The sequence below is a fragment of the Geodermatophilus nigrescens genome, from assembly GCF_900129495.1.
Taxonomy (GTDB): Bacteria; Actinomycetota; Actinomycetes; order Mycobacteriales; family Geodermatophilaceae; genus Geodermatophilus; species Geodermatophilus nigrescens.
The window spans coordinates 224,718-246,675 of sequence record NZ_FQVX01000004.1 but is presented as its reverse complement, the minus strand read 5'-3'; the positions used below and the strand labels follow the sequence as shown (position 1 = coordinate 246,675).

22 protein-coding genes are annotated in these 21,958 nt (G+C 75.7%); 13 read left to right on the top strand and 9 right to left on the bottom strand.

Going from position 1 to position 21,958, the window contains the following annotated elements; translation table 11 throughout:
* Nucleotides 1-50: 50 nt before the first annotated feature.
* Complete coding sequence (locus BUE37_RS20225) at nucleotides 51-830, bottom strand: SDR family NAD(P)-dependent oxidoreductase (protein ID WP_073422220.1); 780 nt, start codon at nucleotides 828-830, stop codon at nucleotides 51-53.
* A gap of 180 nt (nucleotides 831-1,010) precedes the next feature.
* Here BUE37_RS20225 and BUE37_RS20220 point away from each other — a divergent pair, with 180 nt between their 5' ends.
* Nucleotides 1,011-2,123: a PP2C family protein-serine/threonine phosphatase gene (locus tag BUE37_RS20220; RefSeq protein WP_245794796.1), complete on the top strand. Its 1,113-nt coding sequence runs from the start codon at nucleotides 1,011-1,013 to the stop codon at nucleotides 2,121-2,123.
* A gap of 3 nt (nucleotides 2,124-2,126) precedes the next feature.
* Here the strand turns inward: BUE37_RS20220 and BUE37_RS20215 are convergent, their stop codons facing one another.
* Complete coding sequence (locus BUE37_RS20215; RefSeq protein WP_073422219.1) at nucleotides 2,127-2,549, bottom strand: organic hydroperoxide resistance protein; 423 nt, start codon at nucleotides 2,547-2,549, stop codon at nucleotides 2,127-2,129.
* Nucleotides 2,550-2,618: 69 nt separating this feature from the next.
* Between BUE37_RS20215 and BUE37_RS20210 the strand changes: the two genes are divergently transcribed.
* Nucleotides 2,619-3,191 carry a TetR/AcrR family transcriptional regulator gene (locus tag BUE37_RS20210; RefSeq protein ID WP_073422218.1) on the top strand — a complete coding sequence of 191 codons (573 nt, stop codon included), beginning with the start codon at nucleotides 2,619-2,621 and terminating at the stop codon, nucleotides 3,189-3,191.
* On the opposite strand, the gene BUE37_RS20205 is transcribed toward BUE37_RS20210, so the two are convergent.
* Nucleotides 3,177-3,722: an RNA 2'-phosphotransferase gene (locus BUE37_RS20205; protein WP_073422217.1), complete on the bottom strand. Its 546-nt coding sequence runs from the start codon at nucleotides 3,720-3,722 to the stop codon at nucleotides 3,177-3,179. The genes BUE37_RS20210 and BUE37_RS20205 overlap by 15 nt on opposite strands.
* A 72-nt stretch (nucleotides 3,723-3,794) precedes the next feature.
* On the opposite strand from BUE37_RS20205, the gene BUE37_RS20200 reads away from it, so the two are divergent.
* Genes BUE37_RS20200 through BUE37_RS20190 form a run of 3 tightly spaced genes read left to right on the top strand, consistent with a single transcriptional unit; the run spans nucleotide 3,795 to nucleotide 5,772 of the window.
* The gene (locus tag BUE37_RS20200; RefSeq protein ID WP_073422216.1) at nucleotides 3,795-4,463 is read left to right on the top strand and encodes a 3-oxoacid CoA-transferase subunit A; all 669 of its coding nucleotides are present in this window, start codon (nucleotides 3,795-3,797) and stop codon (nucleotides 4,461-4,463) included.
* Nucleotides 4,460-5,134 carry a 3-oxoacid CoA-transferase subunit B gene (locus BUE37_RS20195; RefSeq protein ID WP_425432428.1) on the top strand — a complete coding sequence of 225 codons (675 nt, stop codon included), beginning with the start codon at nucleotides 4,460-4,462 and terminating at the stop codon, nucleotides 5,132-5,134. Before BUE37_RS20200 ends, BUE37_RS20195 begins: the two co-directional genes overlap by 4 nt.
* A 50-nt stretch (nucleotides 5,135-5,184) precedes the next feature.
* The gene (locus BUE37_RS20190; protein ID WP_217651335.1) at nucleotides 5,185-5,772 is read left to right on the top strand and encodes a hypothetical protein; all 588 of its coding nucleotides are present in this window, start codon (nucleotides 5,185-5,187) and stop codon (nucleotides 5,770-5,772) included.
* Nucleotides 5,773-5,793: 21 nt separating this feature from the next.
* On the opposite strand, the gene rpsD is transcribed toward BUE37_RS20190, so the two are convergent.
* The gene (gene rpsD, locus BUE37_RS20185) at nucleotides 5,794-6,396 is read right to left on the bottom strand and encodes a 30S ribosomal protein S4 (protein WP_073422215.1); all 603 of its coding nucleotides are present in this window, start codon (nucleotides 6,394-6,396) and stop codon (nucleotides 5,794-5,796) included.
* Between the two features lie 67 nt (nucleotides 6,397-6,463).
* Here rpsD and BUE37_RS20180 point away from each other — a divergent pair, with 67 nt between their 5' ends.
* On the top strand, nucleotides 6,464-7,219 hold the full coding sequence (locus BUE37_RS20180; protein WP_073422214.1) for a hypothetical protein: 756 nt from the start codon (nucleotides 6,464-6,466) through the stop codon (nucleotides 7,217-7,219).
* 18 nt (nucleotides 7,220-7,237) lie between these two features.
* Here the strand turns inward: BUE37_RS20180 and BUE37_RS20175 are convergent, their stop codons facing one another.
* A complete protein-coding gene (locus tag BUE37_RS20175) occupies nucleotides 7,238-8,671 on the bottom strand; it encodes a YlbE family protein (protein ID WP_083628951.1) in 1,434 nt (477 codons plus the stop codon).
* The gene (locus BUE37_RS20170; RefSeq protein ID WP_073422213.1) at nucleotides 8,668-10,167 is read right to left on the bottom strand and encodes an AllF/FdrA family protein; all 1,500 of its coding nucleotides are present in this window, start codon (nucleotides 10,165-10,167) and stop codon (nucleotides 8,668-8,670) included. The genes BUE37_RS20175 and BUE37_RS20170 overlap by 4 nt, the downstream gene beginning before the upstream one ends.
* Nucleotides 10,168-10,350: 183 nt before the next feature.
* Between BUE37_RS20170 and BUE37_RS20165 the strand changes: the two genes are divergently transcribed.
* From BUE37_RS20165 to BUE37_RS20145, 5 genes are read left to right on the top strand one after another with little or no spacing between them, the layout of a single operon-like run.
* The gene (locus BUE37_RS20165) at nucleotides 10,351-11,853 is read left to right on the top strand and encodes a uracil-xanthine permease family protein (protein WP_073422212.1); all 1,503 of its coding nucleotides are present in this window, start codon (nucleotides 10,351-10,353) and stop codon (nucleotides 11,851-11,853) included.
* Nucleotides 11,850-12,737, top strand: a complete 888-nt coding sequence (locus BUE37_RS20160; RefSeq protein ID WP_073422211.1) for an FAD binding domain-containing protein — start codon at nucleotides 11,850-11,852, stop codon at nucleotides 12,735-12,737. The genes BUE37_RS20165 and BUE37_RS20160 overlap by 4 nt, the downstream gene beginning before the upstream one ends.
* On the top strand, nucleotides 12,734-13,270 hold the full coding sequence (locus BUE37_RS20155; RefSeq protein ID WP_245794794.1) for a (2Fe-2S)-binding protein: 537 nt from the start codon (nucleotides 12,734-12,736) through the stop codon (nucleotides 13,268-13,270). Before BUE37_RS20160 ends, BUE37_RS20155 begins: the two co-directional genes overlap by 4 nt.
* 37 nt (nucleotides 13,271-13,307) lie before the next feature.
* Nucleotides 13,308-15,722 (top strand): aerobic carbon-monoxide dehydrogenase large subunit, encoded by a 2,415-nt coding sequence (cutA, locus tag BUE37_RS20150; protein ID WP_073422210.1) that lies wholly within the window; start codon nucleotides 13,308-13,310, stop codon nucleotides 15,720-15,722.
* Nucleotides 15,719-16,411 (top strand): SRPBCC family protein, encoded by a 693-nt coding sequence (locus BUE37_RS20145; protein WP_073422209.1) that lies wholly within the window; start codon nucleotides 15,719-15,721, stop codon nucleotides 16,409-16,411. Before cutA ends, BUE37_RS20145 begins: the two co-directional genes overlap by 4 nt.
* 131 nt (nucleotides 16,412-16,542) lie before the next feature.
* Here BUE37_RS20145 and BUE37_RS20140 read toward each other — a convergent pair whose 3' ends face one another.
* Nucleotides 16,543-17,886 (bottom strand): right-handed parallel beta-helix repeat-containing protein, encoded by a 1,344-nt coding sequence (locus tag BUE37_RS20140; RefSeq protein WP_139253073.1) that lies wholly within the window; start codon nucleotides 17,884-17,886, stop codon nucleotides 16,543-16,545.
* Nucleotides 17,887-18,193: 307 nt separating this feature from the next.
* Between BUE37_RS20140 and BUE37_RS20135 the strand changes: the two genes are divergently transcribed.
* Both BUE37_RS20135 and BUE37_RS20130 read left to right on the top strand, forming a co-directional pair.
* Entirely contained in the window at nucleotides 18,194-19,207 is a 1,014-nt protein-coding gene (locus BUE37_RS20135; RefSeq protein WP_083628949.1) for an ABC transporter ATP-binding protein, read from the top strand.
* The gene (locus BUE37_RS20130) at nucleotides 19,204-20,088 is read left to right on the top strand and encodes an ABC transporter permease (protein ID WP_245794793.1); all 885 of its coding nucleotides are present in this window, start codon (nucleotides 19,204-19,206) and stop codon (nucleotides 20,086-20,088) included. Before BUE37_RS20135 ends, BUE37_RS20130 begins: the two co-directional genes overlap by 4 nt.
* A gap of 20 nt (nucleotides 20,089-20,108) precedes the next feature.
* On the opposite strand, the gene BUE37_RS20125 is transcribed toward BUE37_RS20130, so the two are convergent.
* Together BUE37_RS20125 and BUE37_RS20120 are read right to left on the bottom strand one after the other, a co-directional pair.
* Complete coding sequence (locus BUE37_RS20125) at nucleotides 20,109-20,756, bottom strand: response regulator transcription factor (protein WP_073422264.1); 648 nt, start codon at nucleotides 20,754-20,756, stop codon at nucleotides 20,109-20,111.
* A 377-nt stretch (nucleotides 20,757-21,133) separates the two neighbouring features.
* The gene (locus BUE37_RS20120) at nucleotides 21,134-21,865 is read right to left on the bottom strand and encodes a LuxR C-terminal-related transcriptional regulator (protein ID WP_083628947.1); all 732 of its coding nucleotides are present in this window, start codon (nucleotides 21,863-21,865) and stop codon (nucleotides 21,134-21,136) included.
* Between the last annotated feature and the right edge of the window lie 93 nt (nucleotides 21,866-21,958).

The following is a 21,958-nucleotide window of genomic DNA, read 5'->3' as shown; positions in this document are numbered from 1 at the left end:
CTGGACGGGGCCGACGGGGGACCGCAGCGCATCGGGCCTGCGGTCCCCCGTCAGGGCAGGATCGCGTCGACGTAGCCGCCGTCGACGCGCAGCGCGCCGCCCGTCGTGGCCGACGCCAGCGGCGAGGCCAGGTAGACGCACATGTTCGCGATCTCCTCGGGCTCGATCAGCCGCTGCAGCAGCGACGCCGGCCGGTGCTCGCGCATGAACGTCCGCTGCGCCTCGTCCCAGGGCACGTCGCGCCCCACGAGGGAGTACACGAAGTCCTCGACGCCGCCGGTGTGCGTGGGCCCCGCGATCACCGAGTTGACGGTGACGCCCGACCCGGCGGCCTCCTTCGCGAACCCGCGGGAGACCGCGAGCAGCGCCGTCTTGGTGACGCCGTAGTGCACCATCTCGGCCGGGATGGCGACCGCCGAGTCGCTGGCGATGTACTGCACCCGGCCCCAGCCGCGCTCGCGCATCCCGGGCAGCCAGGCGCGGGTGAGCCGCACGGCGGTGAGCACGTTGGTCTCGAAGTAGCGGCGCCACTCGTCGTCGGTGATCTCCAGCGCCGGCCGGGCGCCGAAGACGCCCAGGTTGTTGACCAGCACGTCGGCGTCGGGCACGGCCGCGAGCAGGGCCGCCGTCCCCTCGTCGGTGGTCACGTCGCCGGCGACGGTGCGCACCTCGCCGTCGATCCCCGCCGCGGCGTCCTCCAGCCTGGCGGGGTCGCGGCCGGTGAGGACGACGGCGGCGCCGGCCGCGGCGAGGCCGGTGGCGATGGCCAGGCCGATGCCCTGGGACGAGCCGGTGACGACGGCGGTGCGGCCGGAGAGGTCGATGCGCACGGGACTCCTCGGTCCTCGACGGGAGCGCGCGGTCGGCGCGCGGTACGGACCGAACAGCTCCCGGCGGATGCGGTCGTGTTCCCGACGCCGGCCACGCGCCGTCCTCGGCGGCGACGGCCCGGCCGATCGGGCGGCGCCCCGTAGGTTGGGCCGACCAGGGGACGGCGGTCGGAGGCGTGGGTGGACGGGGTGCTGCGGTCGCACGGCCTGCCCCTGCTCTTCCTCCTCGGGCCGGCGGCGGTCGACCTGGCGCTCGGGCCGGAGCAGGTGATCCTGGGCCTGGTGGCCGCCTCGCCGCTGGTCGCGGCGACGCTCACCGGGCGCCGGACGACCGGCGCGTACGGCGTCCTCGCCGTCCTCACCGCGGCGCTGCTCGGCGCCTACGACCGTCAGTACGAGGGGGACGCCGTCCCCGCGCAGCTGGTCCGGCTGGCGCTGGTGACGGCCGCGGCTCTGGTCGCCCTGGGCGCCTGCACGCTCCGGGTGCGCCGGGAGGCCGACCTGCAGCGGCTGAGTGCCGAGGCCGCGTCGGCGCGGGCGTCCCTGGCGCTCGGCGAGACGCTGCAGCGGCACCTGCTGGGCCCGCCGCCGGTCGTGCCCGGGCTGGCGTCGGCGGCGCGCTACCTGCCGGCGCTGCGCGGCACCCGCGTGGGCGGGGACTGGTACGACGCCTTCCCCGCGGCCGGCGGCGGCACCGTGCTGGTGATCGGCGACGTCGCCGGGCACGACCCGCAGGCCGCGGCCGCGATGGCCGAGGTGCGCGGGATGCTGCGGGCGGTGGCCGTGGACGCGACCTCCCCCGCGGGCCTGCTCGGCGCCCTGGACCGGGTGATGGCGCACCCGGCGGCGCCGGCGATGGTGACCGGGGTCGTCGCCATGGTCGAGCCGGCCGGGGACGGCGCGCGGCTGCGGTGGTCGAACGCGGGACACCCGCCCCCGGCGCTGGTCCGGGCCGACGGGTCGGTGCGGCTGCTCGAGCGGGACCCGGAGCGGGCGCTCGGGGTCACCGCCGGGGCACCGCGGACCGACGCCGAGCTGGTGCTCCGCCCCGGCGACTCGCTGCTGCTCTACACCGACGGGCTGGTGGAGCGGCGGGGCGGCTCGCTCGACGACGGCAACGCCTGGCTTGTGGGCGAGCTCGGCCGGCACGCCGCGGACCCGCTGGACGAGCTGTGCGACCGGCTGCTGGCCGGCGTCGGCGGCGCCGCCCGGCACGACGACGTCGCGTTGCTCGCCGTGCGCGTGCCCGGACCGGGATCCCCGGCCCGGGCACGCAGGACGGTCAGGCGGTGACGGTCAGGCGGTGACCGTCTCCAGGGCCACCGGGACGTTCCCGCGGGTGGCGTTCGAGTAGGGGCACACCTGGTGGGCGGCCTCGACGAGCTCCTCGGCGGCCGCCTGCTCGATGCCGCCGAGCTCGACGCGCAGGGTGACCTCGAGGGCGAAGCCGCCGGCGTCGTCCGGCCCGATGCCCACCTCGGCGGTGACGGCGGAGTCGGTGAACGTCGCCCCGCGCTTGCGGGCGACGAGCTTGAGCGCGCCGTGGAAGCACGCGGCGTAGCCGGCGGCGAACAGCTGCTCCGGGTTCGCCCCGCCGCCCGGGCCGCCCATCTCCTGCGGCACGGCCAGGTCGAGGTCGATCCCACCGTCGTCGGTGCGGGTGCGGCCGTTGCGGCCCTCCCCGGTGGCGGTGGCGACGGCGGTGTAGACGGCGGACATGGGCCCTCCCAAGAGGTAGACAGAACGGTCGTTCTGCCGATAACCGTACACGGCGGTACCGTCGTCGACATGACCGCCGCGGTGCGCCCCTCCGAGGCCCGGGACCGCCTGCTGCGCACCGCGTCGGCGCTCTTCTACGCCGAGGGCGTGCGCGCGGTGGGCGTCGACCGGGTCGTCGAGGAGGCCGCGGTCACCCGGGCCACCTTCTACCGGCACTTCCCCGGCAAGGAGGACCTCGTCGTCGCCTACCTCGACGGCGTGGACCGCGCGGTGCGCGAGGCCGCCGGCGAGGTCCCGGACGACGCCGAGGGCGCCGCCGCCTGGCTGGAGGCGCTCACCGGCCGGCTCGGCGACCAGCTGTGCGGCGACGGCTTCCGCGGTTGCGCGTTCATCAACGCCGCGGCCGAGTACCCCGACCCGGCCAGTCCCGTCCGGCGGGCGGTGCTCGCCCACCGCGCCTGGCTGACCGCCGCCGTCGCCGGGGCGTTCCGGCGCGCCGGCCACCCGGCGCCGGAGGAGGCCGCCCGCCGCTGGCTGGTCCTGCGCGACGGCGCGATGGTCGCGGGGTACCTCGACGGTGGCCCGGCGAGCTCCGCGACCCTCGCCGCCGGCGTGCGCGACCTGCTCTCAGAGCGTCCGTAGGTACCGCGGCGGCACGGCGTCGACCAGCCAGACGCCGTTGGCCGAGCGGGTGAAGACGGCGCCGTCGCGGGACATCGCCGCCGCGTCGACCGCGAGGACGGCGGCCCGCCCGCGGCGGTTCCCGACCGTGCGGGCGGTCGCCTCGTCGGTGCTCAGGTGCACCGCGTGCCGCCGGCCCGGGCGCAGCCCCTCAGCGAGGACGGCGGGCAGCACACGCACCGGCGTGCCGTGGAACAGGACGTCCGGCGGCTCCTGCGCCGCGTAGCCCAGCTCGACCGGGACGCTGTGACCCTGGCTGGCCCGGATCCGGGTACCGGTGTCGTCGAGGGCGAACCGCTGCTTGTCGTTCGCCGCCACGACGGCGTCCAGGTCGGCGCGCGACAGCGGCAGCCCGTGTGCGGCGAGGGCGTCCAGCAGGGCGCCGACGTCGGCCCACCCGGCACCGTCGAGGGTCAGCCCGACGCTGTCGGGGCGGTGCCGCAGCACGTACGAGAGCCGCTTGCTCACCCGGACGACGTCGTCCCGCTCCACCCCGCCAGCCTCGCCGGTCGGCCGGGGCGGTCGCCACCCGTTAGCGTCGGGCCGGCAGAACGGAGGGTGCGGGTGATCGACAAGCGGGTCGCGTCCCTGGCCGAGGCCGTCGCGGGCATCCCGGACGGCGCGACGGTCCTGGTCGGCGGGTTCGGCGCGTCCGGCGTGCCGGTGGAGCTGGTGCACGCGCTGCTGGACCAGGGGACCACCGACCTCACCGTGGTGACCAACAACGCCGGGTCCGGCGAGACCGACGTCGCCGCGCTGCTGCGCGAGCGCCGGGTGCGCAAGATCGTCTGCTCCTACCCGCGCTCGACCGGGTCGGTGTGGTTCGAGGAGCGGTGGCGGGCCGGCGAGGTCGAGCTGGAGCTGGTCCCGCAGGGCACGCTGAGCGAGCGGATGCGGGCCGCGGCGGCGGGGCTGGGCGGGTTCTTCACGCCGACGGGCGCCGACACCCGGCTCGCCGAGGGCAAGGAGGTGCGGGTGATCGACGGCCGGCGGCACGTGCTCGAGGAGCCCCTGCCCGGCGACGTCGCCCTGGTCAAGGCCGCGCGCGCCGACCGCTGGGGCAACCTCGTCTACCGCACCGCGGCGCGGAACTTCGGGCCCACGATGGCCGCCGCGGCCGCGCTGACCGTCGTCCAGGTGGACGAGTTCGTGGAGCTCGGGGAGCTCGACCCCGAGGTGGTCGTGACGCCCGGGATCTTCGTCGACCGCGTCGTCCGGGTGGGTGCGGCGTGAGCCTCGAGGGGCGTCTCGACATGCGGGCGGTCGCCCGGCGGGTGGCCCGCGACATCCCCGACGGCTCCTACGTCAACCTCGGCATCGGGCTGCCGACGCTGGTGGCCGACTGCGTGGGCAGCGACAAGGAGATCGTCTACCACTCGGAGAACGGCATCCTCGGCATGGGCCCGGCCCCCGCGCCCGGCGCGGAGGACCCGGAGCTCATCAACGCCGGCAAGCAGCCGGTGACCCTGCTGCCGGGCGGGGCCTTCTTCCACCACACCGACGCGTTCCTGATGATGCGCGGCGGCCACGTGGACCTGACCGTGCTCGGCGCCTTCCAGGTGTCGGAGGCCGGAGACCTGGCCAACTGGGCCACCGACGACGCCTCGCACCCGCCGGCCGTGGGCGGCGCGATGGACCTCGCCGTCGGGGCGCGGCGGGTGCTGGTCATGACGTCGCACACGACGAAGGCGGGCGAGCCGAAGCTGGTCCCGCGCTGCAGCTACCCGCTGACGGCGGCCGGCGTCGTCGACCGGGTCTACACCGACCTCGCCGTCCTCGACGTGACCACCGAGGGCTTCCTCGTCCGCGAGATGGTGGCCGGCCTCGACCCCGACGACCTGCAGGGGGCGACGGCGGCGCGGCTGACGTTCGCCGCCGACCTAGCCGTCCTCGACCCGTCCTGACCCGGCGGGCCTCCCCTGCGGAGGGTGGCCGTCTGCCTACCCTGCGTCGCATGTCGTTCCTGTCGCGGCTGCGCGGCGGCCCGTACGAGGTGCCGCCGCTGCCCTACCCGTCCGACTCGGCCGAGGGCCTGGCCGCCCGCTGGGTGCAGTGGGTGGCCTCCGCCGGCACCGAGCGCGACCCCATCGAGGACACGACCGGCGAGCACGCGGGCCACAACCAGCCCGACGACGTCTTCTTCCTCGCCGGGTCCTACGGGAAGGTCCTGCACCGGCGCTGCGTCGTGCCCGGCGGCCGCGACCTGTTCCTGCCGGTGTTCAACTACTGGAAAAGCCCGGCGGTGGGCCCGCCGGAGCGGGCGGGCGACGCGTGGGGCGCGCTGACCCTCGACGGCGTCGACCTGGAGCCGCTGGAGATCACCACGCCGGTGCCCTTCGTCGTCGCCGGTGCCCTGCTCAACCCGGTCACCTTCCGGCGCAAGCCGATCCCGGTGACCGTGTGGGGCCTGTGGGCGCGCGTCCCGGCGCCCGCCCCGGGCACGCACCACCTGCGCGTCGTCGCCGGCGACGGGCACGCCTTCCGGCTCGACGTCGGCTACCAGCTCGAGGTCGCGCCGGTCGGGGCCATCCGCAGCTCCTGACCGGCGCGGACCCCGCCGCGCTCAGCGCGAGTAGTACTCCACGACCAGCTGCTCCTCGCAGATCACCGGCACCTCGTCGCGGGCGGGCACCCGCTCGACCCGGGCGGTGAGGTCGGCCAGCCGCACCTCGAGGTAGGCCGGCGGCTGCGCGTGCGCACCGGAGGCCGCCACCTGGAACGGCTCCTTGGCGCGCGAGCGCTCGGCGATGGAGATCCAGTCGCCGGGGCGCAGCCGGTAGGAGGGACGGTCGACGCGGCGGCCGTTGACCAGCACGTGCTGGTGGGTGACGAACTGGCGGGCCTGGTAGATGGTGCGCGCGAAGCCGGCCCGCAGCACCGTGGCGTCCAGGCGCGACTCGAGGTCCTGGATGAGGGCCTCGCCGGTCTTGCCGCCGGTGCGCCGGGCGCGGTCGAACGCGCGGCGCAGCTGGGTCTCGCTGACGTCGTACTGCGCGCGCAGCCGCTGCTTCTCCAGCAGCCGGGTGGAGTAGTCGCTCTGCTGCTTGCGCTTGCGGCCGTGCTCACCGGGCGGGTACGGGCGACGCTCGAAGTAGCTGACCGCCTTGGGCGTCAGGGCCAGGCCGAGCCGGCGGCTGAGGCGCACCTTCGGGCGCGGGGTGTTCATCCGGTACCTCCGTCGAGAGAGTTAGGTTAGGTTCACCTTACCCACACGCCGAGACCCGAGGTGAGCGATGACCGTCCCCCGCACCGGCCCGGGCACCACCGGCATCCCGCAGCCGCCACCGGCCGAGCGCGCCCGCACCGTGGCCGCCCGCCCGTCGGCCGCGCTGCACGCGGTGGGGCTCGGCGCGGTCGAGCTGTCGCTGGCCGCGACGACGGCGTCCGGGCAGGTGTACGTCGTCGTCCCCGCCGCCGGGCGGCTGGCGACGGCGCTGCGGGAGTCCCCCCTCGGCGACCTCCCGGCGCGGCTGACGGTCACCGACCGGTCGCCGTTCCCGCTGCAGCACCCGGTGCGCGGGCAGGTGGAGCTGTCCGGCTGGCTGACGCCGGTGCACCCGGCCGGGGTCCAGCCTGCGCTGCTCGACCTGGCCGACGTGCGCCCGTCCGACACGCTCCTCGACGTCGGCCTGCGCGCGCTGCTGGTGCGCCTCGACCTCGCCGAGGTGGTCCTCACCGACGGCGGCGCGACCACCGAGGTGGACCCCGACGACTTCGCGGCCGCCCGCCCCGACCCGCTCGCCGCGGCGGAGGCCGGCCTCGCCGCCGGGCACGGCGCGGCCCTGACCCGGCTGCTGGCCCGGGTGCAGGCGTGGGCCGGCCCGCGCGACGACGTCCGGCTGCTCGGCCTCGACCGGCACGGCGTGCGCTTCCGCGTGGAGGCCCGCCGCTCCTGCTACGACCTGCGGGTGCCGTTCCGCGAGCCGGTGGACGACGGCGCGGGCCTGGGCGCGGCGCTGGACGTCCTGCTCACCTGCGGCCCCGCGTAGCGGTCAGCGCACGACGACTCAGGCGGCGGCGCGCGCCTCCTGCGCGAGCGCGGCGAGGGCGCCCTCGAAGCACTCCCGCGGCGGCTGCACGAGCCCGGCGCCCACCTGGCCGGTGCCGGCCACTCGCCCGGCCATGCCGGTGTTGATCTGCGGCAGCCAGCCGGTGCGCGCCACGGCGAGGACGTCGATGCCGGTCGGCGCGCCGCGGAACCCGAGGATCGGGATGGCCATCGCCGGGTTCTCGGCCAGGGTGAGCTGGTACATCCGCTCGGTGGTGGCCAGCGCGTCGGGCACGGTGCCGCCGACGAAACGCACGATCGCCGGCGCCGCGGCCATCGAGAACCCGCCGACGCCGTAGGTCTCCATGATCGCGGAGTCGCCGATGTCGGGGTTGGCGTCCTCGGGGCCGTAGTCGCCGAGGAACAGGCCCACCGGCGTCTGCGCCGGGCCGGTGAACCAGCGGTCGCCGGTGCCCGCCGTCTGCACGCCGAACTCGGTGCCGTTGCGCGCCATGACGGTCACCAGCGTGGAGCCCGGCACGTCGCGGGCGGCGTCCATCGCGAGCTTCGCCGTCGGCATGCCGAGGTTGAGGAAGAAGTGCTCGTTGCCGCCGATGAAGCGCAGCGCCGCGGCGACGTCGTCGGAGGGCGCGTCGAGGGCGGCCAGCGCCGGCGAGAGCTCGCGCAGCGTCATCAGCGAGCCGGCGCGGTTGCGGTTGTGCCCCTCGTCGCCCATCTGCAGCATCTGCGCGAGCACGGCCTTCACGTCGAGCGGCTCGGCCATCGAGCGCACCGCGCGCGCCAGGAGCGGGCCGAGGACGTCGCGCATCCAGGCCAGCCGGGTGAGCACCTCCTGGTTGAAGGCGCCCATCCGCAGCACCTTGCCCAGGCCCTCGTTGAGGTTGCAGTAGGCCCGGCCGCCGTTGACCGGGTCCTCCAGGCACCACGCCCACATCGACGGCGAGGTCACCCCGGCCATCGGGCCGACGGCGGAGCGGTGGTGGCACGGCTCGAGCTCCACGCCGCCCGACGCGAGCAGCGCCTCGGCCTCCTCCACCGTCGACGCCCAGCCCTCGAACAGGCAGGCGCCGACGAGCGCCCCGCGCATGGGGCCCGACGCGGCCTCCCAGGTCAGCGGCGGGCCGGAGTGCAGCAGCGTGCGCCCCTCCATGCCGAGCACCTCGCGGGCCGGGCGGACGTCGACCAGCACCGAGCCGGCCGCGAGCACCCGCTCGACCGCCGTCCGGTTGGCCGCGGCGCGGCGCGGGTCGAGCGCCAGCGCGGTCAGGTCGGCGGCGTCGCCGAGGCCCGGCGGCCGCCAGTCGACGTCGGCCACGGACACGCCCTGGGCGCGCAGCGCGCCCGAGAACACGTCGACACCGGCGGCGACGACGGCCGGCGGGCCGTCGAGCAGTCCTCCGAGCGCTCCGGTCGAGGTCCCGGTCGTCGTCACGATGCGGCTCCCAGCAGGTCGAGGGCGTACCGCGTGGCCGCGGCGTTGGAGGCGAAGACGGCGGCGCCGGCCGCGGCGAGGGCGTCGGCCTGGCGGCTCCAACCCTGCGGGTCGGCCTCGGTGCCGACCAGCGCGACGACGACCGGCAGGTGCGCCCGCGCGCGGGCGGCGGTGAGCGCGGGGACGAGGGCGGCCGCCGGGTCGGCGTCGGCGCCGTACCCGAGGACGACGTCGAGCAGCAGCACCGCGGGCTCGCCCGAGGCGGCCAGCCGCTCGATCGCCTCCAGCCGCAGCGTCGGGTCGATCATCGGGTGGGCGCGGCCGACGGTGAGCGCGTCGTCGCCGAAGTCGACGACGAGGTGGCCGCGGGCGGACAGGTCCGTCCCGAGGTCGAGCTCGGGACGCAGCGGGGTGTTGGAGCGGACGTCGCCGAGCACGGGGCCCGCCAGCAGCATCGCCTCGTCGGCCAGGGTGCCGCCGGAGTAGAGGCCCTTGAGCACCGCGCCGGGTGAGGCGGCCTCGGCCGGCCCGGGGCGGGAGGGCCACACCGGGACGTCGAGCCCCATGTCGCCGAGCAGCGCCTCCACGGCGGCGGTGAGGTCGGGCGTCTCCGGCGAGAGGGCGGCCGAGCGCACCGGCGTCGCCAGCTCCCCCGACACCCGCGCCACCTCCGCGGCCACCGACGGCGCCGGGGGCTTGGAGACGACGAGCACCCGCTCGGTGGCGGGGTCGGCGTCCAGCGCCGCCAGCGCGTCGAGGGTCGCCAGCCCGCCCACGGCCTCGGACAGGTCGCGCCCGCCCACGCCGATCACGTGCGAGACGCCGACGCCGGCCGCGTCGAGCAGGCAGGACACCTGCTGCGCGCCGGTGCCCGAGGCGGCGACGACGCCGACCGGGCCGGGGCGGACGACGTTGGCGAAGCCCAGCGCGACGCCGGAGACGATCGCGGTGCCGCAGTCGGGGCCCATCACCAGCACCCCGGCGGCGCGGGCGGCGCGCTTCAGCGCCACCTCCTGCTCGACCGGGACGCCGTCGGAGAAGACCAGCACGCTGCGGCCGGCGGCGATCGCGTCGGCGGCCTCGAGCGCCGCGTACTGCCCCGGGACGCTGACGATCGCCAGCGCGCCGGCGTCGTGGCCGAGGTCGTCGAGGCCGGCGCCGACCGTGCGGGCCGGCTGGGCGTCGGCGGTGGCCCGCGTGCGCTCGCGCTCGGCCAGGGCGGCGTCGACGGCGGCCACCGCGGCGGCCAGCGCGTCGTCGTCGACGGCCCGGACGGCGATGAGCAGCTGGTCGGGCGCGGCCACCTGCTCCGGCGCCAGGCCCATGCCCTCGGCGAGCTCCACGTTGAGCGGCGTGGCCATCGCGACCAGCACCGCGGTGACGCCGTCGCGGGCGCCGACGTCACGGCTGACCTGCATCAACCGGACGGAGTCGGCGTAGACGCCGCTGCGCAGGGAGACGTGCCGGACGCCCGCTGCGGGCCCAGGATCGCTCACCTCGCCGACCGTACCGGCAGATGCCTCAGCGGTGAGATATCGCCAGCGCAACGATCTTGTTGCACCGGGAAGATTTAGCGCTGAGGCACTTCCCCGCCCGTGAGGCGCGTGACACTGTGACGGCCTCCCGGGGGTGGCGGCACCTCCCGGGCCGCATCGGCTGTGCCTCGCGAGGAGGACCCCATGGCGTTCGGTTGGAAGCTCTACGGCGACGGGAAGACGCCACCGCTCGGTGAGGCGGTGGCCCCCGACGAGCGGCTGTCCTGGCCGCTCACCGTGGGCATCGGCGCCCAGCACGTGGTCGCGATGTTCGGCGCGACCTTCGTCTTCCCGCTCATCATGGGCCTGGACCCGAACCTCGCGATCATGATGAGCGGGATCGCGACGATCGTCTTCCTGCTCATCGTCAAGAACCGGGTACCCAGCTACCTGGGCACCAGCGCGGCCTTCGTCGGCGGTGTCGCCGCGATCCGCGCCAACGGCGGCGACTCCGGCGACGTCGTCGGCGCGCTGCTGGTCGCCGGCGTCGTGCTGGCCCTGGTCGGCCTGGTCATCCACTTCGCGGGCCTCGGCCTCATCAACAAGGTGCTGCCGCCGGCCGTCACCGGCGCCGTCGTCATGCTGATCGGCTTCAACCTGGCCCCGGTCGCCGCGGGCGTCTACTGGCCCCAGGACCAGTGGGTCGCGCTCGCCACGATGGCGTTCGTCATCGTCGCCTCGTTGGCGCTGCGCGGCTTCCTCGCCCGCATCGCCATCCTGCTCGGCCTGGTCTTCGGCTACCTGCTGTCGATCCTGCTCGACGCCACCGCCGGCCAGATCACCTCGCCCGACGGCACCGGCGCCGTGGTCACCCGCGACCGGATCAACTTCGACTCGGTCGGCCAGGCGGACTGGTTCGGCCTGCCCGACTTCACCGCGCCGAGCTTCTCGCTGAACTTCAGCCTGCTGGTCATCCCCGCCGTCATCGCCCTGGTCGCCGAGAACGTCGGCCACGTCAAGGCCGTGGCCGAGATGACCAAGCGCGACCTCGACCCGGTCATGGGCCGCGCGGTCTTCGCCGACGGCGTCGGCACCGTCATCGCCACCTCGGTCGGCGGCTCCCCGACGACGACGTACGCCGAGAACATCGGCGTCATGGCCGCCACCCGGGTCTACTCGACCGCCGCCTACTACGTGGCCGCGATCGTGGCGATCCTGCTGGGCCTGATCCCCAAGTTCGGCGCGCTGATCAACATCGTCCCCGGGGGCGTGCTCGGCGGCATCACCGTCGTCCTCTACGGGATGATCGGCCTGCTCGGCGCGAAGATCTGGAAGGAGAACCGGGTCGACTTCGCCAACCCGGTCAACCTCGTCCCGCTCGCGGCCGGGATCATCATCGGCATCGGCAACGTGACCCTCACCTTCACCGACGACTTCTCGCTCAACGGCATCGCGCTGGGCTCGATCGTCGCCGTCGTCGGCTGGCACATCGCCCGCGCACTGGCCCCGGCCGACATGAAGGCCGCGCTCCTGCGCGAGGGCTCGGTGCCGGAGAGCGCGTCGTCCCTGGGCCACCACGGCGCCGGCCCGGCCGGCGGCCCCGCCGGCGGCTATGCCGACCCGCGCGGCGGGACCGACCCGTCGTCGGTCGACGAGGTGGGCCGCCCCGGCACCGGTACCCGTCGCAAGGACATGCTCGAGAAGTGAAACCCGCTCCCTTCCGCTACGCCGACCCCCGGTCCCTCGACGAGGCGCTCGACCTCCTGTCGGACGAGACGGGCGCCAAGGTGCTCGCCGGTGGCCAGTCGCTGCTCCCGCTGCTGGCCATGCGGCTCGCGGCGCCGGCCACGCTGGTCGACCTCAACCGGGTGCCCGGCCTCGACACCGTCGAGGCGACCGGGGACGGCGTGCGGGTGGGCGCCCTGGTCCGCCACGCACGACTACTCCGCCAGACCCCTGACGCGCAGGCCGCCGCCCGGGTCCAGCCGCTGCTGGCCCGGGCGACGGCCAACGTCGCCCACCCGGCGATCCGCAACCGCGGCACGACGGTCGGCTCGATCGCCCACGCCGACCCCTCCGGCGAGATGACGTCGGTACTCGCGCTCACCGGCGGCTCGGTGACGGTCGCGACGCCGGCCGGCCGGGAGACCGTCGGCTGGCAGGACCTGTTCGTCGGCCCGCTGGAGACCTCGCTCGCCGGCGGCGCCGTCGTCGTCGACGCCTTCTTCCCCGCCCTGCCCGAGCGCTCGGGCACCGCCTTCGCCGAGATCGCCCGCCGCAAGGGCGACTACGCCGTCTGCGGCGCCGGCGTCGTCGTCACCCTGGACGAGGACCGCCGGGTGTCCGCCGTCCGGGCCTCCTACATCTCCGTCGGGCTGGTGCCCGAGGTGCACGACCTCACCGAGGCGGTGGCCGGCGAGCCCGTCGACAGCGCCGACTGGGCCGCGGCCGGCGCGCTCGCCCGCACCCTCGTCGACCCCGACACCGACATCCACGCCAGCGCCGACTACCGGCGGCTGCTCGTGGGCGTCCTGACCGAACGCACCCTGGCCGACGCCGCCGCCGAGGCCGTGCAGAGGAGCGCAGCGTGACCACCTCGATCGATCCGCCGCAGGTCGACAGCGAGCGGACCGTCTCCGTGACCGTCAACGGCGTGCACCGCGAGGCCACCGTCCCGGTGCGCCGGGTGCTGTCCGACTTCCTCCGCGACGACCTCGGCCTGACCGGCACGCACGTGGGCTGCGCGCACGGCGTCTGCGGCTCGTGCACGGTGATGGTCGACGGCGACCCGGTGCGCTCGTGCCTCGTGCTCGCCGTCCAGGTGCAGGGCGCGCAGGTGACCACCGTCGAGGGCCTGGCCCGCGACGACCACCAGGGCGGGCAGGTGCTCCACCCGGTGCAGGAGGCGTTCCGCGAGTGCCACGCCCTGCAGTGCGGCTTCTGCACGCCGGGCTTCCTCGTGACGATCGCCGCCGGGCTGGAGGCCCGCGACGCCGCCGAGGAGATCACCGAGGAGGAGGTCGACGAGCTCGTCGGCGGCAACCTCTGCCGGTGCACCGGCTACGCCAACATCAAGAAGGCCGTCCGGCACGCCGCCGCCACGATGCGGGAGGACGCCCGGTGAGGGCCCTCGTAGCGCCATCGGCCCCGGGGGACGCAGCATGACCACCAAGCTGTTCGGCGAGCCCGTCCGCCGGCGCGAGGACGCCCGGCTGATCACCGGGCGGGGCCGCTACCTCGACGACATCGGCGCCGGCGCGCTGGCCGCCGCCTTCGTGCGCAGCCCGCACGCGCACGCCCGCGTGCTCGACGTCGACGTGGAGGCCGCGCTCGACGTCGAGGGCCTGGTCGCCGTCTACACGTACGAGGACCTCACCGGCCCGATGGCCGAGCCGCTGCCGGTGCTCATCCCCCACCCGCAGCTGCACGCCCCGCGCACCGGGTACCCGCTGGCCAACGGCGTGGTGAACCACGTCGGCGAGCCGGTGGTCATGGTCGTGGCCACCGACCGGTACGTGGCCGAGGACGCCGCCGAGCGGATCGTCGTCACCTACGAGGAGCTGCCGGTCGTCGTCGGCGTGGACGCCGCCCGCGAGGCGCGCGCCGCCGTCCACGAGGACGTCCCCGACAACGTCGCCGCGCGGCACCACCAGGAGACCGGCGACGTCGAGCCGGCCCTGGCCGCCGCACCGCACACCCTGTCGTTCACGCAGTACATCGAGCGCAGCGCCTGCATGCCCCTGGAGGGCAAGGGCGTGCACGCCCGCTGGGACGCCGACGACGCCAGCCTGCGCGTGTACTCGAGCACCCAGGCCTCGACGTCGGTGCGCGCGGCGATCGCCGCCAAGCTCGAGCTGTCGCTGGACCGCGTCGAGGTGATCGCTCCCGACGTCGGCGGCGGGTTCGGCGTCAAGATCGTGCACCCGTGGCCCGAGGAGCTGCTGGTGCCGATGGCGGCGATCCGGCTGGGCCGCGAGGTCAAGTGGGCCGAGGACCGCCGCGAGCACTTCATCTCCAGCGCCCACGAGCGCCAGCAGCGGCAGGAGATCACCGTCGGGTACGACGACGACGGCCGGATCACCGCGCTCGACGTGCACGTGTGGCACGACAACGGCGCCTACACGCCCTACGGGATCATCGTGCCGATCGTGACGGCGACCCAGCTGGTCGGCCCCTACGCGATCCCGGTGTACCGGGTGGTCGTGGAGAGCGTCTTCACCAACACCGTCATCGTGACGCCCTACCGCGGCGCCGGGCGGCCGCAGGGCTGCTACGCGATGGAGCGGACGATGGACCGCATCGCCGACGACCTCGGCCTCGACCGCGCCGAGGTGCGCCGGCGGAACCTGATCACGCCCGACCAGTTCCCCTACGACCACCACCTGACGTTCCAGGACGGCCGGCCGGTCATCTACGACTCCGGCGACTACCCGGGCCTGCTCGACAAGCTCGTGGCGCTCGTGGGCTGGGACGAGGCCGGGGCGCTGCGGGCCGACGCGCGTTCCCGCGGGAAGATGCTCGGCGTCGGGATGGCGCTCTACGTCGAGGGCACCGGCCCCGGCCCCTACGAGGGCGGGCACGTGCAGGTGCTCGGCAGCGGCAAGGTGCTGGTCTCCACCGGCCTGACCTCCCAGGGCCAGGGGCACGAGACGGTGTTCGCGCAGATCGTCGCCTCGGAGCTCGGGGTGCCGATCGAGGACGTCGAGGTGCACACCGGCGACACCCGCCGCTTCGGCTACGCCGTCGGCACCTTCGCCTCGCGCGCCGCGGTGATGAGCGGCAACGCCGTCGCCCTGGCCGCCCGCGGGGTGCGGGAGAAGGCGATCCGGATCGCCGCCGACGTGCTGGAGGCCAACCCCGAGGACCTCGAGATCGACGAGGGCCTGGTGCAGGTCAGGGGCACGCCGGGCGCGTCGATCCCGCTGCGCACGGTCGCCGTCCTGTCCAACCCGCTGCGCTACGCCTTCGACGAGGCGGCCAAGCAGGCCACCCAGTTCGCGAAGGCCGGCTCGGACGACAAGCCGCCGGTGGCCGAGGGCGACGCGCCGGGCCTGGAGCACCGCGACTACTACTCGCCGATCCGCTCGACGTTCGCCTCGGGCGCGCACGCCGCCGTCGTGGAGATCGACCCGGCCACGTGGGAGATCGACGTCGTCCGGTACGCGGTCGTACACGACTGCGGCAACGTGGTGAACCCGATGATCGTCGAGGGTCAGGTGCACGGCGGCGTCGCCCAGGGCGTGGGCGGGGCGCTGTACGAGCGGATGGCCTACGACGCCGACGGGCAGCTGCAGAACGCGTCGTTCATGGACTTCCTCATGCCCTACGCCTCCGAGGTGCCCGACATCGCGATCGACCACCAGGAGACGCCCTCGCCGCTCAACCCGCTGGGGATCAAGGGCGCCGGGGAGGCCGGGGTGATCCCCGGGACGGCGGCGATCGCCTCGGCGATCGAGGACGCGGTGGGCCGGCGGATCACGTCGATGCCGATCTCCCCCACCGAGCTGTACGACCTGATGAGGAACGAGACGGCGGAGCGGACGCAGGCGTCCCTCCAGACGGGAGTCCCCGCGTGAACCTCGACGGCTCGGCGGTGCTGCACGGCACGCCCGAGGAGGTCTGGACGGTCATCACCGACCCGGCGGTGCTCGCCCGGACGATCCCCGGCTGCGAGTCGCTGGAGCGGACCGGCGAGGACGAGTACCGGATGGACGTCGCGGTGGGGGTCGGCGCGATCCGCGGCACCTACGCCGGCGAGGTGCGGCTGACCGACCAGCAGCGGCCGTCGTCCTACGTCATGCACGCCTCGGGCGCGGGCGCGCCGGGCAACGTGCGGGCGAAGGTCACGATCACCCTCGAGCCCACCGACGAGGGGACGACGCTGACGTACTCGGCCGACGCCGTCGTGGGCGGGCCGGTCGCGGGCGTGGGCCAGCGGATGATCACCGGCGTCGCCAAGCGGATGGCCGGGCAGTTCTTCGCCGCGATCGACGGCGAGCTGACCTCGGGCGCGCCGGTGGAGACCGCGCCGGCCGCGGCCCGCGCGTCGTCGGCGGCAGTGAGCTCCACCGACGCGGTGCGCGCCTCGGAGGGCGTTCCCGCGGGAGCGCCCTCCGCACCGGAGCCGCAGGTGTTCCGCAGGGCCCCCGCGGCGGCCGCGGCCCCGTCGTCGGACCTGCAGACGCTCGCCGTCGGCGCGCTGGGCGGCGCCGGGCTCACGCTGCTCGGCGTCCTCGTCGGCTGGCTGCTCGGCCGCCGGCGCTAGACGACGTCCCGTCCAGGGCGGTCCCGGCCGGTGCCGGGACCGCCCTGGACGCGTTCTCACCCCCGCACGGGCCCGGACACGCGCCGAGGGCGGCCCCGGCGGGTGCCGGGACCGCCCTCGGGCGGTGAGCGTCAGCTCGGGTAGGGCGCCCCGCACCACTCGGGCGGGATGCTCGCGTCGCACCGGTTGCCGCGGAAGTCGATCGGTCCCGTCGGACCGAACGGCGTGTTCGGCGTCGGCGCCCCGCGGAAGACGTCCATCTGGACCCGCGTCGGCGCGCCCTGGCCCGGCACGTACGCCTTGTTGTCACCGAACCAGTTCCCGACCACCCGGATGTCGGTCAGCAGACCCGGGATGTCGTCGTCCGGGTTCGGATCGGTTCCCGCCGGCGGCGTGAAGGTGAGCAGCGTCAGCCCGGCCGAGGGGAACGTCAGCGCCGGGGCCATCGGCGGGATGAACTGCGCCGGCGGGAGCGTCGGCACGTTGTCCCGGATGACGTTGGCCGTCAGCTTCACGTTCGCCGCGTTCACGACGGCCATCCCGACGCCGGAGATCCGCTGGTCACCGGCGCGACCCTGCAGGCACCACCGGTTGTTCGCGGTGGACACGTTGGCCGTGATCCGCCAGTCGCCGCCCTCGACGTTGGCCGGGGAGCCGGGGATCTCGGTCGCGGCGTCGTCGAAGGTCAGGATGCCGATGCAGTTGCCGCTCAGGTGGTTGGCGTCCACCCGGCCGCCACTGGACTCCCGCAGGAAGATCCCGAGGTTGTAGCCGCGCACCCGGTTGGCCGCGATGAACGACCGCGAGTCGGCGGAGTCGCCCACCGAGATGCCCGCGGTGCCCGCGTCGGGCGCCTGGCCCGTGCCCGCCCGGTCGACGCCCTGCTCGACGTTCCCGACGATGTGGATGTTCCGCGAGTTGCCGGCGATGATCCCGTACCGGTCGTGGCCGACGCCCTTGGTCCCGGTGACGGTGAACCCGTTCGCGTTCCAGGCCGAGATCCCGTTGGCGGTGTGGTCGACGGTCTGCAGGTCGCGGACGGTGACCGGCTTGTCGGGGTTCAGGAAGAACAGCGCGGAGACGTTGTCGGCGACGCCGGGCGCGTCCTCCTGGTCCACGGCGTCCGTCAGGTCCCAGCAGGTCCGCTTCGCGATCTGGGCGTTGGTCGTGGCGCGGTCCCAGCGGATGACCGTCCGCTCGCGGCCGGCGCCCTGGATCGTCAGGCCCTTGTTCTCGATGCAGACCGCCTCGGTGTACGTGCCGGGTGCGATCCGGATCGTGTCCCCCGAGCGGGCCGCGTCGACGGCCGCCTGGATGGACTGGCCGGGGTGCACGTCCCAGGTGCGCCCACCCCCGCCCTCGGCCGACGCCACCCCGGGGAGTGCCGCCAGCAGCAGTGCGCCGGCCCCTGCGACGGCCAGGGCGCGCACCGCCCGGCCGCGGGACCGCGGTCTCGTCGTCGTGGTCGCGTCCATGGGTCGCCCTCTCCCGTGAGTGCGGTCGCGGCGGACGGGACGCCCACCGGCGGAACCTGTGAGGTGCCTGGCAACGGGCCACACCTTCCCTGTGGGTCCACCGAGGTCCAAGCGGCCGCGGGTATGAACGTGCGCCCGCCCGAGGTCGTACGACCGGCTCCGGTCGGAGCCCGCGCGACCGCCGGAGCAGGCCGCCGTCCACCCCGGGGCGGGCACCCGCGACCCAGGTCGCACACCCGGGGTCGGAACCGGACCGTCCTCCATCCGCGGCGTCGACAGCGCGGGCGGGTCCGGGCAGTCTCCGGCCATGCAGACCGCCACGGGGACCGTCGGGCAGCGTCCTGCGCCGGCCCCGCCGAGCCTCCGCACCCCCGACGCCGAGCCGGTGGTCACCACCGACCGCCTGACCAAGCGCTACGGGCAGCGCACCGTCGTCGACGCCCTGTCGCTGCAGGTGCGCCGGGGCGAGGTCTTCGGCTTCCTCGGCCCCAACGGGGCGGGCAAGACGACGACGCTGCGCATGCTGCTCGGCCTGGTGCGGCCCACCAGCGGCTCGGCCACCGTGCTCGGCCGGCCCGCCGGCACCTCCGTGGCGCAGGTCGGCGCGCTGGTCGAGGGGCCGGGGCTCTACCCGTACCTGTCCGGGCGGGACAACCTGCGGGTGCTCGCGCGCTACGCCGGCGTCGGGCCCGGCCGGATCGCCGCGGTGCTCGACACCGTCGACCTCACCGACCGCGCCGGTGACCGCTTCAGCACCTACTCGCTCGGCATGAAGCAGCGCCTCGGCATCGCCGCGGCCCTGCTCAAGGACCCGGCGCTGGTGGTCCTCGACGAGCCCACCAACGGCCTGGACCCCGCCGGCATCAGCGAGGTGCGCACGCTGCTGCGCCGCCTCGCCGCCGAGGGCCGCACGGTGGTGCTCTCCAGCCACCTGCTCGGCGAGGTGGAGCAGATCTGCGACCGGGTGGCCGTGGTCGCCTCCGGCCGGCTGCTGGTGGAGAGCAGCGTCGAGGAGCTGCGGGGGCTCGGCCGGCTGGTGGTCGACGCCGACCCGCTGGAGACCGCCGTCGCGGTCGCCGGCCGGCTGCTCGGCGCCGACCGCGTCTCCGTCGTCGACGGCGCCCTGCACCTGCAGGCCGCGCCCGGGGAGACCGCGGCGGTCAACCGCGCGCTGGTCACCGCCGGGGTCGGCGTCACCGGGCTGCGGCAGGAGGCGCGCACGCTCGAGGAGGTCTTCCTCCAGCTCACCGAGCCCGGCGACCCGCCACCGGCAGAGACCCCGGGACGGCGCCCGCGCCGGGTCGGCCGGAGCGCCCGGTGAGCGCCGCCGTCGCCGCGCCGGGCGCCCGTCCGGCCCGCTCGTCGGGGTCGCTCCCGGCGATCGTGGGCGCGGAGCTCCTCAAGCTGCGCCGCCGGCCGGCCACCTGGGTGCTGCTGGGCCTGTGGCCGGCCCTGCAGCTGGTGTTCAGCCTGGTCATCCCCTACATCAGCTACACGCGGGGGTCGTCCTTCGAGGGCATCCCGCCGGAGCAGGTCCTGACCAGCACGCTGCCCGACCGGCTGGTGGCCAACGCCCTGTCGGGGCTGCCGCTCTTCGGCGGCGCGCTGCTGCTCACCCTCGGCGCGCTGCTGGCCGGCAGCGAGTACGGCTGGGGGACGCTCAAGAGCCTGCTGGGGCAGGGCCCGCGGCGCACCACCGTGCTCGCCGGTCAGTTGCTCGCACTGGTGGCAGTGCTCGCCGCCACCGTGGTGGTGAGCTTCGCGCTCACCGCCGCCGTCAGCGCCGCGATCGCCGGGGCGGAGTCCGCACCCGCCGACTGGCCGGGCGCCGGCGAGCTGGCGCGCGGGTTCGGCGGCGGCCTGCTCGTGGCCACCACCTGGGGCGCCCTGGGTGTGCTGCTCGGGACGGCGCTGCGCGGAACCGCGCTGGCCATCGGGCTGGGCCTGGTGTGGGTGCTCGCCGTCGAGAGCCTGGTGGTCAACGTGGCCGCGCCGCTGCTCGGGTTCTTCGACGCCCTGCAGCGCGGGCTGCCCGGGGTGAACGCGGGCTCGCTGGTGGCCGCGCTGGCCGGGGGCGACGTGCGCACGCCCGGCGTCGTCGCGGTGGTCGACGGCGGGCAGGCCGCCTGGGTGCTGGCCGCCTTCCTCGCCGCCGCCAGCGCGCTCACCGCGCTGCTGCTGACCCGCCGCGACCTCACCTGAGGCCGCGGCGGGCCGGCCCGTCACGCGGCGGGTGAGGAGTCCCGGTTGACCAGGATCGCCAGCTGCGTGCGGCTGCGGACCCCGAGCCGCCGCATGGACGCCGTCAGGTGGCTCTTGACGGTGGCCAGGCTGAGGAACAGCCGCCGGGCGATCTCCTCGTTGCTCAGCCCCTGCGCCACCAGCTCGGCCACCTCGCGCTGCCGGTCGGTGAGCCGGTCCAGCGGGCGCTGCGGCAGCCCGCCTGCCGCCCCGGGCTCGGCGAGGTAGCGCACCAGCTCGCTGGTGGCCGTGGAGTCGATGGCCGGCTCGTGGCGGGACAGCGCGCGCACGGCCTCGACCAGCCGCGCGGCGCACGCCCGCCGGGGCAGGTAGCCGCGCACCCCGGCGCGCAGCACCTCGACCAGGTCGCCGCAGGGGTCCTCGCGCGGCTCGGCGAGCACGAGGACCGCCGTCCCCTGCCGGCACAGGTCGCGCAGCAGCGGCAGCGTGGTGCCCTCCACCAGTCCCTGCCGGGCGACGACGACCTGGGCGGGCACCTGCGCGGTGGCCGCCAGGGCGCCGGGTAGCGAGGCGGTCTCGGCGACGACGGCGATGTCGGGCTGGGCCTCCAGCACCACCCGCAGGCCCAGCCGGAAGACCTCCTGGTCCTCGCAGAGCAGCACCCGCACCAGGTGCGACGGCGGACGGGCGAGCTGCGGCCGGACGGGCCGCGGCGCCGGTCTCGGGCGCGGCGGTGCGGCGCCGCCGGGTGCGGAGGCGGTCGGTCCGTGCGGCCGGTGCACACGTGGGCCCGGCCGGATCGGGACGTCGTCGGCCATGTCGTTCCCCCCTGTCCGGCCGGCGACCGGCTCCGGGGACCGGGATCTCCGGTCCGACCGGATCCGCCCGTCGGGACGGACCAGCCTGAACAGTCCTGCATCACCCCCGTGCGGACCGGATCGTGCTCGTGGTCACAGCGGGCGTCCAGGCAGTTGCCAGGGAGCCGCGCGACTCTCCGGGGCCGCTGGCCCGCCCCGCACGCTGCGTGACGACACGACCACGGAACTCAGCCGCCGACGGGCCCGGCCTCCCAGCCCGGCCCCGGGCGCGCGACGCGGTTGACGTGGATGGCCAGCTGGGTGCGGTCGCGCAGGCCCAGCCGGCGCAGGGCGACGGTGATGTGGCCCTTCACCGTGGCGCGGCTGACCTGCAGCCGGGTGGCGATCTCGGCGTTGGTCAGCCCCTCGGCCACCAGCTCCGACACCGCCTGCTGCCGGGCGGTCAGCGGGTTGTGGCCGCCGGGTCCGAGGGTGCCGGGGCGGGCGCCGTCGAGGCGGGTCAGCAGCTCCCCGGTCACGGCCGCGTCGAGGAGGGTCTCCCCGCGCAGCACCGCGCGCACGCCCTCGACCAGCCGGTCGGAGCTCACCGTCGTGTGCAGGTAGCCCCGCGCCCCGGCCCGCAACGCGTCCACCAGGTCGCCGGTGCTGCCGGCCTCGCCGAGCAGCAGGACGTGCGTGCCGGTCGCCGTGAGCGCCCGCACCAGCTCGGGGATGCCCTGGCCGCCGGTGCCCAGGCCCACGAGGGTGACCTCCGGCCGCAGGTCGGCGGCCAGCGCCAGGGCCTCCCCGGCGTCCCCGGCCTCGGCGACGACGTGCAGGTCGGGCGCCCAGCGCAGCACCGCGCGCAGCCCGTGCCGCAGCACCTCGTGGTCGTCGCAGACGAGGACCGAGGCCGAGGCCCCGTCGGGAGAGGACGCCCCCAGGGGCCCGAGGACCCCGCTGTCCGGTTCGCCGCCCATGCGTCCGCTCCGCTCGGTCGGGTGCCCCCGCGCCTGTCGCCGGGCCCGGACGCTAGCGACGGAACGGGACGGTCCGCCACAACCGCCGCGCCC

Coding starts and splice junctions, on each gene's coding strand:
- BUE37_RS20215 (WP_073422219.1), bottom strand. CDS start 2,549: ATGTCCGCCGTCTACACCGCCGTCGCCACCGCCACCGGGGAGGGCCGC.
- BUE37_RS20210 (WP_073422218.1), top strand. CDS start 2,619: ATGACCGCCGCGGTGCGCCCCTCCGAGGCCCGGGACCGCCTGCTGCGC.
- BUE37_RS20190 (WP_217651335.1), top strand. CDS start 5,185: ATGTCGTTCCTGTCGCGGCTGCGCGGCGGCCCGTACGAGGTGCCGCCG.
- rpsD (WP_073422215.1), bottom strand. CDS start 6,396: ATGAACACCCCGCGCCCGAAGGTGCGCCTCAGCCGCCGGCTCGGCCTG.
- BUE37_RS20180 (WP_073422214.1), top strand. CDS start 6,464: ATGACCGTCCCCCGCACCGGCCCGGGCACCACCGGCATCCCGCAGCCG.
- BUE37_RS20165 (WP_073422212.1), top strand. CDS start 10,351: ATGGCGTTCGGTTGGAAGCTCTACGGCGACGGGAAGACGCCACCGCTC.
- cutA (WP_073422210.1), top strand. CDS start 13,308: ATGACCACCAAGCTGTTCGGCGAGCCCGTCCGCCGGCGCGAGGACGCC.
- BUE37_RS20140 (WP_139253073.1), bottom strand. CDS start 17,886: ATGGACGCGACCACGACGACGAGACCGCGGTCCCGCGGCCGGGCGGTG.
- BUE37_RS20135 (WP_083628949.1), top strand. CDS start 18,194: ATGCAGACCGCCACGGGGACCGTCGGGCAGCGTCCTGCGCCGGCCCCG.
- BUE37_RS20120 (WP_083628947.1), bottom strand. CDS start 21,865: ATGGGCGGCGAACCGGACAGCGGGGTCCTCGGGCCCCTGGGGGCGTCC.